Annotated in this window: 3 protein-coding genes; all 3 read right to left on the reverse strand. The window is 31.6% G+C overall.

Annotated elements, in window-relative coordinates; genetic code table 11:
• Window positions 1–117: 117 nt before the first annotated feature.
• Window positions 118–408 (reverse strand): helix-turn-helix domain-containing protein, encoded by a 291-nt coding sequence (locus tag EV143_RS21360; RefSeq protein WP_133509924.1) that lies wholly within the window; start codon window positions 406–408, stop codon window positions 118–120.
• A complete protein-coding gene (locus EV143_RS21365; RefSeq protein ID WP_133509925.1) occupies window positions 405–845 on the reverse strand; it encodes a hypothetical protein in 441 nt (146 codons plus the stop codon). The genes EV143_RS21360 and EV143_RS21365 overlap by 4 nt, the downstream gene beginning before the upstream one ends.
• Before the next feature lie 10 nt (window positions 846–855).
• Window positions 856–1602, reverse strand: a 747-nt coding sequence (locus EV143_RS21370) for an MBL fold metallo-hydrolase (RefSeq protein WP_243739930.1), incomplete at its 5' end; no start/stop codon positions are given.

Below are 1602 nucleotides of genomic sequence, written 5' to 3' on the forward strand. Positions count from 1 at the left end.
TATACTTTTAAACTACTTTTTAGACACCTTTTTGAGTTCATTTATACTGCTCACTTTTATCCAGAATTAGGTGCTCACTTTATCCAGAATATCCATGTTTAATAGTAATGTTCATAATTATGTTTTATTTATTGTTAAAAAAAATTCTTTGTATTTCCCTTCCTTATATTCCCAACTAATAGGTACATTCCAGATATCCTTCAAATCCTTAATCCTTCTCCTTAAATCGCCAATTTGATAATCGATCAAGGCTTTAGTTGTGGTTAATCTTTCACCTCTTAAAAGCGCCTCATAAACGATTCTACATTGATTTGAAAAACGCTCTTTATTTCGTTCAAAATGTTCCTGGTTACTGATCTTATTTTCATAATGAAAAAGATCATCGAAATTGATTTCTTGCTGGTTCATAAATATTGTTCGTTATTTTTAATTTGAATTTCAATATCTCTGAGGTAAATAGAATCTTTAGGTTCTGGAAGATAGATACCTGCTTCTTTACTCGCATAATCTCTAAATCGATCAATTGCCAATGTCAATTCATCTTTAGTAAGGTCAGATAAGCTTTTATATTCAATCCTGCATTCAGCCGTTTTTCGGTTAACAAATTCGTATTCGAATATCGAAGGGTTCACAAGTTTTTTGAAATATTCAAGCTTTATATATTCTAATTTTTCGCCATATTCCCATGCGAACCACGACATAATTAGATGAGCATACTTTAATTGTGGATATGTCTTTGGAACTTTCTTTGCCGAGAGTTCAAATACTTTATTATGCTTTACAAAATATTTGAAATTTTCAACAGCTCTTTGGACATCGATTGGTTTTTCTGGATTGTAAAGCATAATGTATATTTTAAAATGGTGTTAGATTAAAATCAATTGTTAGGCCTTTCCGGGCAACTGTAACATTCTTTCCGGTCAAATTTGAAACTTCTTTTTGAAATTGCTTTTCGTTTGAATTACTGTCTGATAGGTGAATCAATACAATGTTGTTCACTTTTGAAAGATCATTCGCAGCCAACATGTCTTTGCAGTTTTCGAGTGAAAAGTGAGATCGTAAAATTCTATCTCTCAAAAACTCTTTGCTGCTACCGGCGCCGAACTTTCTATCAATAATTTCTTTGGAGAAATTTGATTCAATGATGATATTATTTAATTCTGGAAAAGTGTATTTACAATAATTTGTATCGGTTAAGAAAAGTACTTTTCCGCATTCCGGATGTTCAATTAAGAAACCTAATGGTTCAACTGCATCATGTTTGATATCAAAAGCCATCACTTTAAAGTTTCCAATTCTGACAATCTCTTTTGATGCTATAGTCATTGATCTGTGAAAGTTATCGGGATTTAAAAATTGTATTGTTTTAGCACCAGTGTAAGTTGTAATTCCTAACCTCATAACTTCATCAAATGATTTAGCATGATCCTGATGTTCATGTGATACAAGACAACCAACAACTTTGCTAAAATCAAAATTGAGTGCTTTTTTAATTTCCATGATATTGACACCACACTCAATAAGCAACGCTTCATTCTCTGTTTCAAGAATGTAAGCGTTGCCAATACTACCGGTTGAAATGACCTTTAATTTCATTAGAAA

Source organism: Flavobacterium chryseum, assembly GCF_004362015.1.
Lineage (GTDB): Bacteria > Bacteroidota > Bacteroidia > Flavobacteriales > Flavobacteriaceae > Flavobacterium.